At 37.8% G+C, this 14,079-nt stretch carries 14 protein-coding genes; 6 read left to right on the forward strand and 8 right to left on the reverse strand.

What is annotated here, in order from left to right; genetic code table 11:
• Positions 1–54: 54 nt before the first annotated feature.
• Positions 55–924, forward strand: coding sequence for a phosphoribulokinase (locus ACNARN_RS12425; protein ID WP_198620045.1), 870 nt, complete (start codon positions 55–57; stop codon positions 922–924).
• A gap of 89 nt (positions 925–1,013) precedes the next feature.
• Here ACNARN_RS12425 and ACNARN_RS12430 read toward each other — a convergent pair whose 3' ends face one another.
• Positions 1,014–1,421, reverse strand: a complete 408-nt coding sequence (locus ACNARN_RS12430; protein ID WP_023583286.1) for an OsmC family protein — start codon at positions 1,419–1,421, stop codon at positions 1,014–1,016.
• 312 nt (positions 1,422–1,733) lie between these two features.
• On the opposite strand from ACNARN_RS12430, the gene crp reads away from it, so the two are divergent.
• Positions 1,734–2,366, forward strand: a complete 633-nt coding sequence (gene crp / locus ACNARN_RS12435) for a cAMP-activated global transcriptional regulator CRP (RefSeq protein WP_004246872.1) — start codon at positions 1,734–1,736, stop codon at positions 2,364–2,366.
• A 97-nt stretch (positions 2,367–2,463) separates the two neighbouring features.
• On the opposite strand, the gene argD is transcribed toward crp, so the two are convergent.
• From argD to ppiA, 3 genes are all read right to left on the reverse strand, one after another.
• On the reverse strand, positions 2,464–3,678 hold the full coding sequence (gene argD, locus ACNARN_RS12440; protein WP_198632398.1) for a bifunctional acetylornithine/succinyldiaminopimelate transaminase: 1,215 nt from the start codon (positions 3,676–3,678) through the stop codon (positions 2,464–2,466).
• Positions 3,679–3,795: 117 nt separating this feature from the next.
• Positions 3,796–4,371: an aminodeoxychorismate synthase component II gene (locus ACNARN_RS12445; RefSeq protein ID WP_100159719.1), complete on the reverse strand. Its 576-nt coding sequence runs from the start codon at positions 4,369–4,371 to the stop codon at positions 3,796–3,798.
• A gap of 373 nt (positions 4,372–4,744) precedes the next feature.
• Entirely contained in the window at positions 4,745–5,314 is a 570-nt protein-coding gene (gene ppiA / locus ACNARN_RS12450) for a peptidylprolyl isomerase A (RefSeq protein ID WP_069369599.1), read from the reverse strand.
• 270 nt (positions 5,315–5,584) lie between these two features.
• On the opposite strand from ppiA, the gene yihA reads away from it, so the two are divergent.
• Complete coding sequence (yihA, locus tag ACNARN_RS12455; RefSeq protein ID WP_099075959.1) at positions 5,585–6,217, forward strand: ribosome biogenesis GTP-binding protein YihA/YsxC; 633 nt, start codon at positions 5,585–5,587, stop codon at positions 6,215–6,217.
• A 485-nt stretch (positions 6,218–6,702) separates the two neighbouring features.
• Complete coding sequence (def, locus tag ACNARN_RS12460) at positions 6,703–7,221, forward strand: peptide deformylase (protein WP_198630385.1); 519 nt, start codon at positions 6,703–6,705, stop codon at positions 7,219–7,221.
• 107 nt (positions 7,222–7,328) lie between these two features.
• On the opposite strand, the gene polA is transcribed toward def, so the two are convergent.
• The 4 genes from polA to ACNARN_RS12480 form a co-directional block, all read right to left on the reverse strand.
• Positions 7,329–10,127 (reverse strand): DNA polymerase I, encoded by a 2,799-nt coding sequence (gene polA, locus ACNARN_RS12465; RefSeq protein ID WP_198632399.1) that lies wholly within the window; start codon positions 10,125–10,127, stop codon positions 7,329–7,331.
• Positions 10,128–10,764: 637 nt separating this feature from the next.
• Positions 10,765–11,388, reverse strand: a complete 624-nt coding sequence (dsbA, locus tag ACNARN_RS12470; RefSeq protein WP_109374234.1) for a thiol:disulfide interchange protein DsbA — start codon at positions 11,386–11,388, stop codon at positions 10,765–10,767.
• A 20-nt stretch (positions 11,389–11,408) separates the two neighbouring features.
• Entirely contained in the window at positions 11,409–12,404 is a 996-nt protein-coding gene (locus ACNARN_RS12475) for a serine/threonine protein kinase (protein ID WP_198626317.1), read from the reverse strand.
• Positions 12,405–12,418: 14 nt separating this feature from the next.
• Entirely contained in the window at positions 12,419–12,688 is a 270-nt protein-coding gene (locus ACNARN_RS12480; protein WP_023583277.1) for a YihD family protein, read from the reverse strand.
• 220 nt (positions 12,689–12,908) lie between these two features.
• Between ACNARN_RS12480 and mobA the strand changes: the two genes are divergently transcribed.
• Complete coding sequence (gene mobA / locus ACNARN_RS12485) at positions 12,909–13,493, forward strand: molybdenum cofactor guanylyltransferase MobA (protein ID WP_198620050.1); 585 nt, start codon at positions 12,909–12,911, stop codon at positions 13,491–13,493.
• 11 nt (positions 13,494–13,504) lie between these two features.
• Complete coding sequence (gene mobB, locus ACNARN_RS12490) at positions 13,505–14,023, forward strand: molybdopterin-guanine dinucleotide biosynthesis protein MobB (protein WP_198632400.1); 519 nt, start codon at positions 13,505–13,507, stop codon at positions 14,021–14,023.
• Positions 14,024–14,079 lie beyond the last annotated feature (56 nt).

The following is a 14,079-nucleotide window of genomic DNA, read 5'->3' on the forward strand; positions in this document are numbered from 1 at the left end:
AAGCGATGTATCGCCGTCAATAAGGGCCAACCTTATTTAGCAAAAGGATAACCTATGTCAATCAAGCATCCTATCATCGCAGTGACTGGCTCAAGTGGTGCAGGAACTACCACAACAAGCCAAGCTTTTCGTAAGATATTCCAACAACTCAATGCAAATGCTGCATTGATTGATGGAGATAGTTTCCATCGCTATACCCGTCCTGAAATGGATATGGCGATAAGAAAAGCCAGAGAACAAGGTAGACATATCAGTTATTTTGGCCCTGAAGCAAATGATTTTAGCTTACTGAGTAAGACCTTAAGTCAGTATAGTGATACAGGACAAGGTCAATCTCGCAAGTATCTACACTCTTATGATGAAGCCACTCCCTACAACCAATTACCGGGTACATTTACACCTTGGGAGCCTTTGCCAAATAATACCGATGTTCTCTTTTATGAAGGGTTACACGGGGGCGTTGTCACCAATGAGCACAATGTCGCACAACATGTTGATTTACTAGTGGGTGTTGTCCCTATCGTAAACCTAGAGTGGATACAAAAGCTTATTCGAGACACCACAGAAAGAGGACACTCACAAGAGGCGGTAAGAGATTCGGTTGTACGTTCAATGGATGATTATATTAGCTATATTATTCCTCAATTCTCACGCACTCACATTAACTTCCAACGAGTTCCAACGGTTGATACTTCAAACCCTTTTTCTGCCAAAGCAATCCCCACTCTCGATGAAAGCTTTATTGTTATTCGTTTTCGAGGCTTAACCGATATTGATTTTCCCTATTTGCTTGCGATGTTGCATGGCTCATTTATGTCAACAATAAATACTATTGTTGTACCGGGCGGGAAATTAGGATTAGCGATGGAATTAATTATGGCGCCATTAGTCAAAAAATTATTAAATGGCGAAAAGATAAGTTAACCAAAATAAAATTTATCTCTATAAAAATAATATCCCATTAATTAAGGGATATTATTTTTCGAATTAAACTTTATTTTAAAATATCAAAATTAGTCAGCATCTTTTATTTCAAATGAATGCGTAATATTGGCTGCTTTTCCTAGCATTAAAGAAACAGAACAATATTTTTCTGCGGATAATTGAACAGCTCGTTCTACGATTTTATCCGTTAATTCTTTACCTGAAACAATAAAATGTAAATTAATATCAGTAAATAGACGAGGGGCTTCTTCGCGTCTTTCTGATGTTAATTTCACTTCACAATCAGTCACTTGGTGACGACCTTTACGTAAAATGCTCACAACATCAATAGCGCTACACCCACCCGCAGCAATTAATACCATTTCCATTGGGCTTGGTGCTTTATCACCTGAATTTCCATCCATCATGATTTGATGGCCAGAAGAAGACTCACCGACAAAAGATAAATCTTCTACCCACTTAACTCTCGCTTCCATTTATTTTCCCCTAAAGATGACAGAAACTAAAAGAGTACATTCTCATAATTCAACTAGCAATTAGCAAATAGGTTTATTATGCTGACTGCGTAAAACGAGACTTAATGCACTAATTGTGTTAAAAACAATATCTGCTTGATGATAGTGGTTAAGATCAATGCATTATTTTCTCATTTATTATAATCTACTCCATATTAACTTACCGTGTTCTCAGGAAGTTAATAGGTAAAGATAGGATTTTTAAGCACGCTGTATCAAAAGGGAACCTATCCGTTTTGAAAGGCTGCATTTAACGTACAGAGGATAACGCGAATGGTTCTCGGCAAGCCGCAAACAGACCCGACTCTTGAATGGTTTTTGTCACACTGCCATATTCACAAATATCCATCCAAGAGCACGCTGATCCACCAAGGTGAGAAAGCGGAAACACTTTATTATATTGTTAAAGGTTCCGTGGCTGTTCTTATTAAAGATGAAGAAGGAAAAGAAATGATCCTCTCCTACCTAAATCAGGGGGATTTCATCGGTGAACTTGGATTATTTGAAGAAGATCAAGAACGTAGTGCATGGGTTAGAGCAAAAACAGCCTGTGAAGTAGCAGAAATTTCCTATAAAAAATTCCGTCAATTAATTCAGGTTAACCCTGATATTCTGATGCGCCTTTCTGCTCAAATGGCGAACAGATTACAAACAACATCAGAAAAAGTAGGTAACCTTGCTTTCCTTGATGTTACAGGCCGTATTGCACAAACCTTACTAAACTTAGCAAAACAACCCGATGCCATGACGCATCCTGATGGCATGCAAATTAAAATTACACGTCAGGAAATTGGTCAAATCGTTGGTTGTTCACGCGAAACTGTAGGCCGTATTCTCAAAATGCTAGAAGATCAAAACCTGATCTCAGCACACGGTAAAACTATCGTCGTTTACGGGACTCGCTAAGTTTCCCTACCCCGAACAAACAATAGCCCAATAAAAGGGCTATTGATGATACAATCTGTATAAACCCCATCCTTATAGATGGGGTTTATAGTCCGCACTACCCTTTTACAAATTCCGCAATAGCCGCTTTTAATGCCACCATTCCTTCTTGTAATTCTTCTTGGGTAATAATTAACGATGGTGTAAAACGCATCACATCTGCTCCTGCGTTTAACATCATTAAGCCATGTTTGGCCGCAAGACCGAGTAACTCTTTGGCTTTACCTTTATATTGTGGTGCCAATTGCGCACCAATCAATAAACCTTGTCCACGGATTTGCGAAAAGACATCGTACGTTTGATTAATTGCCACCAGTTCATCCACAATCCATTGATAGCGCTTTTCTACACCCTCAAGTACCTCAGGTGTATTAATTAAATCAAATGCGACATTACCCACTGCACAAGCTAATGGATTGCCACCATAAGTTGTACCATGAGTCCCTACGCCCATTACAGAAGCTATTTCATGTGTTGTTAACATCGCACTGAGTGGAAAACCACCTCCTAGCGCTTTTGCAGTGGTAATAATGTCTGGTGTCACATCATAGTTCATATAGGCGAAAAGCTTGCCTGTACGTCCCATACCTGTTTGTACTTCATCAAAGACAAGCAGAGCTTGATACTTATCGCACAATTCACGTAACCCTCTCATAAACTCAGGTGTTGCTGCCGTGACACCACCTTCACCTTGCACAGGTTCCAATACGACAGCACAAGTATGGTCGTCAATAACCGCTTTAACCGCCTCTAAATCATTGAAAGGAATATGCACGATATCTGCTGGCTTAGGGCCAAAACCATCTGCATATTTAGGTTGCCCACCAACAGATACTGTAAACAGTGTTCTGCCGTGGAATGCATGGTGAAAAGCAATAATTTTAGTTTTATAAGGACTATGGCGAGTGATGGCATAATGGCGAGCCAACTTAAATGCTGCCTCATTCGCTTCTGCGCCTGAATTGGCAAAAAAGACACGTTCTGCAAATGTGTTATCTATTAATTTTTGTGCTAAACGCAATGCTGGTTCATTAGTAAAAATATTACTAACATGCCAAAGTTGTTCGCTTTGTTCTTTCAAGGCTTGATTAAGAGCAGGATGAGCATGCCCCAGTGCTAAAACAGCAATACCACCAGCAAAATCAATATACGATTTTCCCTGCTGATCCCAAACACGGCTACCCATCCCTTTGACAGGAATAAATTCTGCGGGTGAATAAATTGGCAACATTACTTGATCGTAAGTTGCCCGGTTGATGCTTTGCTTTGTCATTACCCCACCTGATCGTTATTCATATTCAATATGAAAATATAATCACTAAATATGAATAAAAAATCAAATGTGGTTTTGTATAAAAAGGCTTTATTTCGCTATTTAAATGCTATCCATTTAATATTTAAGGAAATTATTTAATAGCTCATGTCCTTGTTCACTTAAAATACTTTCTGGGTGAAATTGAACCCCTTCAATTGGCAGAGTACGATGGCGAATTCCCATAATTTCATCAACATTTCCATCATGTTGGCTCCATGCCGTCACTTCAAAGGGAACCGGTAATGTCGTCGCATCAATCACTAAAGAGTGGTAACGCGTCACATTTAAAGGCCGATTAAGTCCCTTAAAAACACCTTGTTGATTATGATGTATTAATGAATTTTTACCATGCATCACTTCTCGTGCTCTGATAACTGATGCACCAAAAGCTTGTCCTATCGCTTGATGTCCAAGACAAACGCCAAGAATAGGAATTTCACCGGCAAACCGCTGTATAGCCTCAAGAGAGATCCCAGCTTCATCAGGAGTACAAGGTCCTGGCGAGATAACAAGATGTGCTGGCATCATCTTTTCTATCTCTTTAAGTCCGATCTCATCGTTACGCTTAACAACAACCTCAGCACCCAATTCACAGAAATACTGATAGAGGTTGTAGGTAAACGAGTCGTAATTATCAATAAGTAACAGCATATTAGCCTATCCGACTGATTTTCTTATCATTATCTATTTTATTACTATTTTAAAGCGAGTGTAGATTTGCCAAAATAGCTCGTTGTTTAACCGACTTGGGTACAACAAAGCCGATTATCATAGCACAGGTGTAAAATATGAATAGTAAGCAAGAAAACCTGCTGATTTATTGCGCAATAACAAGAATGACGGTAATTGATGATGAATAGAGTGATTAATAGCGTAGTGAATACTTATTGCAGGAGATCACACGAAAAAAGGAAGGATAAAAAAGATTTTTTTGTACTAAAAATCCCGGAATGAAAATATTCATTCCGGTTTATATGCATTTTATCTTATTAGAATAAGTAAATATCCTATCCTAATAATGCGTTTATTGTTTTACGACTTCCGCAGATAAAATAGTGACCGTTTTTACTGGCACATTTTGGTAAGGTCCAATATTACGAGTTGGAGCTTGTGAAATTTTATCAACTACATCCATTCCTTTCACAACTTTACCAAATACGGCATAGCCAAAATCACGTTGACCGTGATCTAAAAATGCATTGTCAGCCACATTAATAAAGAATTGGCTGGTTGCGCTGTCTTTATCTGATGTGCGAGCCATGGCAATAGAACCTTTTACATTGCGTAATCCATTGTCGGCTTCATTTTTAATTGGCGCTCTGGTTTGTTTTTGCTGTAAATCAGCAGTAAAACCACCACCTTGAACCATAAAGCCAGGAATAACACGATGAAAAGTGGTGCCGTTATAGTACCCATCTTCGACATACTGAATAAAATTTTTCGTTGTAATTGGGGCTTTTTTATTATCCAGTGATATTTCAATATTGCCTTCAGAGGTGACTAATTTAACGAAGGTTTCTCCCGTTGCCATTGCAAAAGTCGCTGTTGTTAAAGTGCAAGCGGTAACGAAGGTGACAAGAAAACGTTTTAACATGCAGGGATCCTTTACTTTAATAGTCTACAACTTACTTAATATGCAGCGATTCTAATTCGCTGAGGTAAATAGTGCCAATCATTTACCTTTATTTACGCTCAATAAGTCTAATTACGTTATAACAGGGTAAATTTTAATTTTTAAGCACTGTTATAAGTCATTAAATTGCGCCAAAATAGAGCAAATAAATATTTTAGATATTCATTTTCATGCAAAATTGAAATGAGTATGCATGAAAAGCCGCATTATTTCAGAGAGGTTTATACCATAATGACCCAATTTAATTACCAAAAAGCACATTTCATCATCAGTGCACCTGATATCCGTCATTTACCACCAGATACAGGAATTGAAATTGCCTTTGCGGGTCGCTCTAATGCCGGTAAATCCAGTGCTTTAAATGCGTTAACCCAACAAAATGGATTAGCCAGAACCAGTAAAACCCCAGGCCGTACGCAATTAATCAACCTTTTTCAAATTGAAGAAGGCTTACGCTTAGTCGATTTACCAGGCTACGGCTATGCCCAAGTTCCTGAAGAAATGAAGCGTAAATGGCAACGCTCTTTAGGTGAATACCTACAAAAAAGAGAGTGCTTAAAAGGTGTGGTTATTTTAATGGATATTCGTCATCCATTAAAAGATCTCGATATGCAAATGATTGACTGGGCTGTGGGCTCAGAGCTTCCTACTCTCGTTTTACTGACTAAAGCGGATAAACTCGCATCAGGCGCGCGTAAAAAGCAGTTAATGAGCGTACGTGAAGAGCTGGCAAATAAAGTAGGCGATATCCGCGTAGAATACTTTTCATCATTGAAAAAAATTGGCATTGATAAGCTACGTAACACACTTAATGAATGGTTTTCAGGCTCAGAAGAACAGCCTACAAATGATGACAACGCTTAATTATCTTCTTTTTTCTCAACGATAGCGTTCTGATCTTCTATTGATAAAAGGGAAATCACTTTTCCCTTTCACTTCTCGCACAAACCACTTCAGTGAGTTTTAGATAAAAAAATGCCCCAGTCGAAATAAAGTCGACTGGGGCAGCTAATATTCAGCTAAATCCGATTACGTGAAGTAAAAGGTCTGAAAGATAGAACATCTTACCTCTGTACCCTACGAGAGATAATGTACTCTATTTTATTGGTTAATAAAAGCCCTTTTGTAATTTTTTTTCACATGCAGACACGATTCAGCTATGTGTTTATGTATTCAAACCATAAATAAATGTAGTTTAATTACATAATTATGAGACTTTAATCACTTACGTGAATATGATTAAAAATAGAACAAATCACACAAAAGGTGCGGTTTATCCTTAATGATTTTGTGATACGCTTATTGCGAGACCGTAGTAAATATGTAATTAGCGATAAAATGAGGTATCCATGGCTGTATTAACGCTCCTGCGTTTTCCAGATGAGCGTCTGCGCAGAGTCGCAGTACCAGTGGAAAAAGTAGATGACGAAATACGCACATTAATCGATGACATGATCGAAACCATGTACGCAGAACGAGGTATTGGCTTAGCAGCACCTCAGATTAATGTATCTAAACGCATTGTTGTAATTGATGTTTCTGAAAACCGAGATCAACCGATTGCACTTATCAATCCTGAAATTATCAGCACTGAAGATGAAGTGATGGATATGATGGATGGGTGTCTATCTATTCCAGATTCTTTTGCCCCAACAGAGCGTTACCGCTTCTTAAAGGTTAAGGCATTGGATAGAAATGGTGATGAAATTGAATTTGAAGCCGCTGATTTGTTTGCAGGCTGCATTCAGCATGAGTTAGACCATCTTGATGGCAAACTTTTTATTGACCATTTATCTCCGTTAAAACGCCAACGGATTGAGAAAAAACAGAAGAAATTAAGCAAGCTGATAGACTCGCAAGTTGCTTAATTATTCACTTATCTCTTTTTCACATGTTGATAAGTTTTGACATAAAAAATAAAGGGCACAATGTATTTCATTGTGCCCTTTTAATATTTAAAAACGATACTTAAAAACTAGTGTGCTTCATCCCAGTTATTACCAATACCCACTTCCACTTTCAACGGAATAGCTAATTCCATACTGCTTTCCATCAATTTATGGATCATGATATTTGCGTTCTCTAGGTAAGACTCTCGCACTTCAAACACTAATTCATCGTGTACTTGCATAATCATATGCACATCAGCAGGACATTCATTGCAAATCCAATTATCCACAGCAATCATAGCTTTTTTGATAATATCCGCAGCGGTACCCTGCATTGGCGCATTAATCGCCTCACGCTCTGAAGCTTTACGACGAATTGCATTCTTTGAATTAATTTCTGGTAAATAGAGGCGACGACCATCTAACGTTTCAACATAGCCTTGTTCAGAAGCTTGTTTACGTGTGCGCTCCATATAGTCCAAGACACCTGGATAACGTTCAAAATAGAGATCCATATAACGCTGAGCTTCTCTTCTCTCAACACCAATCTGTTGCGATAAGCCAAATGCGCTCATGCCATAAATAAGACCAAAGTTGATCGCTTTCGCACTACGACGTTGCTCAGAGGTGACGTCTTCTAAAGGTATACCAAACACTTCAGATGCAGTTGCACGGTGAATATCTTTACCTTGAGCAAAGGCATCTAACAAACCTTTATCTTGCGATAAATGTGCCATGATCCGTAATTCAATTTGTGAATAGTCGGCAGCAACAATTTTAAAACCTTCACGCGCAATAAATGCTTGGCGAATTCGACGCCCTTCTTCATTTCTCACTGGAATATTTTGAAGATTCGGATCACGAGAAGATAAACGCCCCGTTGCCGTCACTGCTTGATGATATGAAGTATGTACACGCTTCGTCTTACTATTTACCATCAATGGTAATTTATCAGTATAGGTAGATTTCAGTTTCGCAAGACCACGATGCTCTAAGATTAAGCGAGGCAATTCATGGCTATGTGCTAATTCTTCTAATACTTCTTCATTGGTAGATGGCGCCCCTTTCGGGGTTTTCTTGATAACTGGCAATTGCAATTTATCAAATAAAATTTCTTGTAACTGCTTAGGTGAAGAGAGATTAAACTCTTGTCCAGCTAACGCAAACGTCTCTTTTTCAATTTCAGCCAAACGTTGTGTAATTTCTTGAGATTGAACAGCTAACACTTGAGCATCAATTAATACTCCCTTGCGTTCCATTCTAGAAAGCACAGGAACTAATGGCATTTCGATATCGCGGTAAACATGCTTAAGAGGCTCAATAGCGTCTATTTGAGGATATAGCGCTTGATGGAGTAATAAAGTGATATCGGCATCTTCAGCCGCATATAACGTCGCTTGCTCAACCTCAATTTGGTTAAAGGTGAGTTGACCTTTACCTTTACCCGCGATCTCTTCAAATGTCGTGGTTTTATGGTTTAAATGTTTTTCAGCCAAAGTATCCATATCATGTCGATTACTCACGCTATTTAATACGTAAGACTCCAACATCGTATCAAAATGAATACCGTTTAATTCGATACCTTCATTTTCCATAATGCCACGATCAAACTTCAAGTTTTGCCCAATTTTTAAAATATTTTTATCTTCTAAAATGGGTTTTAATGCCACTAGCACTTCATTAACAGGAAGTTGGTCTGGCGCATCTAAATACTCATGACGTAGTGGAATATAAGCGGCTTTACCCGGCTCAATAGCAAATGATAATCCCACTAAACGAGCATCAATATTATTTAAGCTATCCGTTTCTGTATCGAATGCAAATGCAGGTGCTTTTTTGAGAAGCTCAACCCATCGCGCCAGACTTTCATGCGTTAAGACAGCTTCATAATTCTCTTGTGTAATAACAGGAAAATTAGCTGATACAGGTGCTTCTTTGGGTTTAACAGCTTCTGAGGTGTAAGGCACTGCAACTTTGTGTGTACTGCGTTGTGCTAACCAGCCACCATTTTGAAGATCACTTATCCAGCGTTTAAATTCATAACGCGTGAACATCTCTAATAATTGATCTAAATTTGGCTCATTAACCACTAAATCATCAAACGTTTTATCGAGTTCAACATCAGTTTTAATCGTTGCCAGCTTATAAGAAAGTTTTGCCACTTTCTCATGCTCTGCCATTTTAGCGCCAAGTGTTTTAGCGCCACGGAAACTCAATGTTGCAATATTATCAAGCTGTTGATAGATATCATCTAAACTACCAAGCCCTTGTAGAAGACCTAGTGCGGTTTTTTCACCAACACCGGGGACACCAGGGATGTTATCCGATGAATCGCCCATCAATGCGAGGAAATCAATAATCAGTTCAGGAGGAACGCCATATTTTTCTTTAACTTCATCAGGACCCAAAATAACGTTGGTCATGGTGTTAATCAGCGTGATCTTTGGCGTCACTAATTGCGCCATATCTTTATCGCCGGTGCTTATTAGGACATCACGCCCATCAGCCGCCGCTTTTAGTGCCAATGTTCCAATAACATCATCCGCTTCCACACCTGAAATAGATAACAAGGGTAAACCCATTGCTTGCACCATCTCATGTAAAGGCGCTATTTGTTCACGCAGATCATCTGGCATTGGAGGACGATTAGATTTGTATTCCTCATACAACTCATCACGGAATGTTTTACCTTTAGCGTCAAACACAACCGCAACATGGCTTGGCTTATACTGTATTATCAAGCTACGCAACATGTTCAACACACCATACATCGCACCCGTTGGCTCACCTTGGCTATTGGTTAGCGGTGGAAAGGCATGATAGGCACGATAAAGGTATGAAGAGCCATCTACAAGGATAAAGGGGTTTTCTGCTATCTGGACCATAATCTGTTCATCATTGTTCTGAGGTTCGTTGATATGACTAGAATGCCACATCACAGCCCAATAGACGAATTTTACCTGTTCTTAAATGCAGAAATTCGGCTTAAATACTCAATTATTTATTATTAACCGAACTTAACAGAAAGAATAAGTATGAATGATAACTTAATATTAATTAAAGTACTTTTTTATCAGAAGCCATATCCATTAATCTGATTTCAATTAAAAACGAAGAATAAAAAGTAAACTTACTGTGTAAATTAGAAAGTATTTAAGATAGAGCTATTTATTCATCATAAATATTAACGTTCATATTAGTATCATCTTTTTTATTAAGGATTTATTTTTTAGACAACACCAGAACAACCTGTGGATAACTCTGTGAGTAGTTTTGTAACTCTCTCTATATTAATAAGTTAGCTTCCTTTTAAATTTATTAACACAATTAAAAAATCAATCACTTAGCGAAATCATTAAGATATTATAAATTAATCTCAATATTTTTTATTAATGTGGATAGTTATATTATGACAAAAATATGAAAGTAAAAAAAATAGCACTCCTATGTCTTGAGTGCTATTTTTCATATAAGAATCTATATACTTTTACTTAGTCTATATAGGAAAAAATTAAGCCTATATTATTTTTTCAGCAATAATTGATTCACAATATCAGAATATGTTTTTGCATACTCTTCTGGTGATTTTGCGCTGATACCATCATTTTTCATTTTATATTTACCACCAATGATCATGGCAGGAACACCATTGATTTGGAAATCAGCGACAGCATTTTGTTGTTGGCTAACTAAAGAATTCACCACAAAGCTATTCATTGCAGCATCATAATCTTCGCCTTTAACGCCAGCCTTAATAAAGGCATTACGGATATCGTCAACAGAGCGAATAGATTGCGTTTCTTGAATACCTTTAAATAAAACTGGAGAAACTTGATCTTCAACACCTAAGGCCATTGCTACAGCCCAAGAACGTGTTAAGTCTTTACCTAAAGGTCCTAAGAAATCAACGTGGTAGCGGACAATATTAGTATTTTCTGGTACATTCTTTTCAACAGTACTATTGACTTTATACACTTCAGAAAATTGATAACAATGTGGGCAATAAAAAGAGAAAAACTCAACAACATCAGGCGCTGATGCAACAGGTTTAGAAAGGTTCGTATACTGTTTTCCTTCAGAAAAATCAGCAGCAGAAACACTGAATGCTAACACCATACTTGCTAACGCCAGCCAAATCTTTTTCATTTCTCATCGTCTCCTAAGAATTAATACATTGGACTAAGTTGTAAAGGAGGCTCATTTAACTGCTCCACTTGTCCCTTGAATAAGGCTAATTGCTTAAACCAAAAATCTTGCTCTTGAAACCAAATAAAAGCACGAGGGAAAGCAGGATCATTCCAGCGTTTTAATACCCACGCGAGATAATGCACCATTCTCATTGCTCTTAGTGGTTCAATTAATGACAATTCACGTAAATCAAAATCTTGGTATTCATAATAAGACTCAAGGATCGTATCTAACTGTATAACCTGCTCTTGCCGTGAGCCATTTAATAACATCCAAAAGTCTTGTACCGCAGGTCCCATTCGGGAATCATCAAAGTCAACCATTACAACTTCATCACGCCACAATATATTACCGGGATGGCAATCACCATGTAGCCGTAATATTTGCCATGCAGAGTCCTCTATTCTAGGACGCACATCATGAATAAGTTTATCTATAACCTCTATAAATTGAGGTTTGAGGTTATTAGGAATTAACGCACTACTTTCAAATTCTAATTTTGGCGCTATCAGATATTCTGCAATAGAAACTGTCGGTCGGTACTCATAACTCTTTTTTCTGCCTATTTGATGAATGCGCCCTAATGTGCGTCCTACTTCTTCTAGCTGAAATAAATTATCAGTTTCATATGCTCTTCCCCCTATGCTAGGGAATATTGCAAAATAAAAGCCATTATCAGAAAAATGAACTGTCTCACTATTGATCATTAAAGGGGCAGCAACGGATACCTCTGCCTCCTTTAATGCTAAAACGAATTCATGTTCTTCTTTTATTTGTTCATACGACCAGCGTTGAGGGCGATAAAATTTCACCACATAACGTTGTCGATGCTCATCCATAAATTGAAAAACACGATTTTCATAGCTATTTAATTCCGTTAACCCTGACTCAGGATAAAAACCGATTTTAACTAACGCGTCCCAAATGTTATCAGGTGAAAGTCCCTGAAAATTAAATGAGGCAGACATTTCCATTTTCTATCCTGAATTTAATCTTTAATCACGCCACGAGCACGTAAAATGGCGGTTTTAAAATCTTCTTCGTAATCTTTTTTCAGTCCTGGTATCACATCTGTTGGCGCTGAACCGCGCATTTTCAGATGGTAAATCAAAATATCATCAGTCAGATCAGATAATTGACCTTTAAAACCCGCTTCATCAGCAAGTTTCTGCAATAATTGAATTAAGTTTAAATCAGAATTTTCTTCCCAAACTGGGTGCAATAATTCCATAACTTCATTAAGACGGTGACATTTCATACAAAAAATCCTTATTATTAATTACAACAACAAAGTACCAATTATTATCCGATAGAAAAAGGAAACCTCTGTCAATATGCGTAAAGATTACGCTTTTTTGATAAAAATTGCTGTCGCTTTACATGAAATCTCACTAAGTCGATATTTTTTATTAGTATATCGTCTTTCCTTGATAAAAATCGTTCGGAAAATTTAGCCAATTTATTCACAAATATTGAATATGAAAATGAAGAATATTACAGGCGGTATACTTGCGGGTGGCCAAGCAACACGAATGGGAGGGGCTGATAAAGGGCTTCAAATTCTACATGGACAGCCTTTATACCGCCATATTGCCCAAAAACTAGCACCGCAAGTTGATAGCATACTGATTAGTGCTAACCGAAATTTAGAACAATATCGCCAAAGCCAATATCCTGTTATTACAGATGAAATAGAAGGATTTTCAGGGCCTTTAGCTGGCATGCTCACGTTATTAAAGCAAGCATCAACACCTTGGGTTGCTTTTGTACCTTGCGATGTCCCCTATTTCCCTCTTAATTTAGTTGAAAAACTCTATGAGCAAAGAGGCGATGCATTAGCCGTTTATGTTGATGATGGTGAAAGAGAACATCCTACCTTAGCACTGCTAAATCGTCGTATTATTCCAATGCTAGAAACTTATTTAGCACAAGGTGATCGAAAATTAATGTTGTTTATGAAACAGATAAATGCGCATTCTGTTTTATTTGCGGATCAAGCAAGTGCTTTTATTAATTTAAATACCCCTGACGATATTGAAAAAGCCAACAAATTAAAAAAATAGGAATGAAAAATATGGCACAAGTAGATTTACCCCTTTTAGGGATCACGGCGTGGAGTGGAACGGGTAAAACGACACTACTAAAACAACTTATTCCAGAATTACGCAAAAGAGAAATTCGTGTAGGCATGATCAAGCACACTCATCATGATATGGATGTGGATAAGCCCGGAAAAGACAGTTACGAACTCAGAAAAGCAGGAGCAGATCAGACATTAGTCGCAAGCCAACAACGTTGGGCATTAATGACAGAGACGCCAGAACTACCAGAATTAGATTTGTATTACCTCGCATCTCGTTTTGATACGAGTAAGCTAGATTTAATCTTAGTCGAAGGCTTTAAAGGCGAAGCTATTCCTAAAATTGCGCTCTATCGCCATATCAACGAACGTAATTTTAATGACTTACTTGATGAGCACGTTATTGCCGTCGCCAGTGATTGTGATTTAAACGTAGATTTCCCACTACTAGATATCAATGCACCCGAGGCTATTGCAGAATTTATTGCAGATTGGCTGAAGCTGACGAAATAAAAATTGCAAAGACTAAAGCGCCTTATAAAGGCGCTTTAGTTTCAATTAAATAGAGA

This window comes from Proteus sp. TSJ240517, from assembly GCF_047921575.1.
In the GTDB taxonomy this organism is placed as follows: Bacteria; Pseudomonadota; Gammaproteobacteria; order Enterobacterales; family Enterobacteriaceae; genus Proteus.

Coding starts and splice junctions, on each gene's coding strand:
- ACNARN_RS12425 (WP_198620045.1), top strand. CDS start 55: ATGTCAATCAAGCATCCTATCATCGCAGTGACTGGCTCAAGTGGTGCA.
- ACNARN_RS12430 (WP_023583286.1), bottom strand. CDS start 1,421: ATGGAAGCGAGAGTTAAGTGGGTAGAAGATTTATCTTTTGTCGGTGAG.
- crp (WP_004246872.1), top strand. CDS start 1,734: ATGGTTCTCGGCAAGCCGCAAACAGACCCGACTCTTGAATGGTTTTTG.
- argD (WP_198632398.1), bottom strand. CDS start 3,678: ATGACAAAGCAAAGCATCAACCGGGCAACTTACGATCAAGTAATGTTG.
- ACNARN_RS12445 (WP_100159719.1), bottom strand. CDS start 4,371: ATGCTGTTACTTATTGATAATTACGACTCGTTTACCTACAACCTCTAT.
- ppiA (WP_069369599.1), bottom strand. CDS start 5,314: ATGTTAAAACGTTTTCTTGTCACCTTCGTTACCGCTTGCACTTTAACA.
- yihA (WP_099075959.1), top strand. CDS start 5,585: ATGACCCAATTTAATTACCAAAAAGCACATTTCATCATCAGTGCACCT.
- def (WP_198630385.1), top strand. CDS start 6,703: ATGGCTGTATTAACGCTCCTGCGTTTTCCAGATGAGCGTCTGCGCAGA.
- polA (WP_198632399.1), bottom strand. CDS start 10,127: ATGGTCCAGATAGCAGAAAACCCCTTTATCCTTGTAGATGGCTCTTCA.
- dsbA (WP_109374234.1), bottom strand. CDS start 11,388: ATGAAAAAGATTTGGCTGGCGTTAGCAAGTATGGTGTTAGCATTCAGT.
- ACNARN_RS12475 (WP_198626317.1), bottom strand. CDS start 12,404: ATGGAAATGTCTGCCTCATTTAATTTTCAGGGACTTTCACCTGATAAC.
- ACNARN_RS12480 (WP_023583277.1), bottom strand. CDS start 12,688: ATGAAATGTCACCGTCTTAATGAAGTTATGGAATTATTGCACCCAGTT.
- mobA (WP_198620050.1), top strand. CDS start 12,909: ATGAAAATGAAGAATATTACAGGCGGTATACTTGCGGGTGGCCAAGCA.
- mobB (WP_198632400.1), top strand. CDS start 13,505: ATGGCACAAGTAGATTTACCCCTTTTAGGGATCACGGCGTGGAGTGGA.